1 protein-coding gene is annotated in these 356 nt (G+C 48.5%); it reads right to left on the minus strand.

Annotated elements, in window-relative coordinates; genetic code table 11:
* On the minus strand, positions 1 to 356 hold a 356-nt coding region (locus KP705_RS19655; RefSeq protein WP_215765530.1), incomplete at both ends, for a hypothetical protein.

Here is a 356-nt window from a genome sequence, read left to right on the forward strand (position 1 = left end):
CTCATTAGGAGGCTCATCAAGCTCTACGGGGTCTTGTAGACGCTCTATGTCGAGAACCTTTGACAGCATMCCATCTTCTAAGACGCTACCCCCACCTCTACCCATGTGAGATATCGTGTAAGTGTCAAGCATATATGCTTTTGCGGAATCATCCACCGCATTGATATCCCTGTTGCCAAGCTCCCACGAACCACGCAACGCAAACAGATTACGCCCCGTTAGAGCATCGCATCCAATTTTTTGGAGTTTTTCGATAACCTGCTGATGGTGTCGCTTAGAGACAACTTCAATGAGTTCGAGAGCCTTTTTGCCGAGTTCAGTGTCAGGCGTCTGCGGATAATGCTGGACCATAAGAC

The sequence above is a fragment of the Gluconobacter sp. P1D12_c genome, from assembly GCF_018812105.1.
Lineage (GTDB): Bacteria > Pseudomonadota > Alphaproteobacteria > Acetobacterales > Acetobacteraceae > Gluconobacter > Gluconobacter oxydans_A.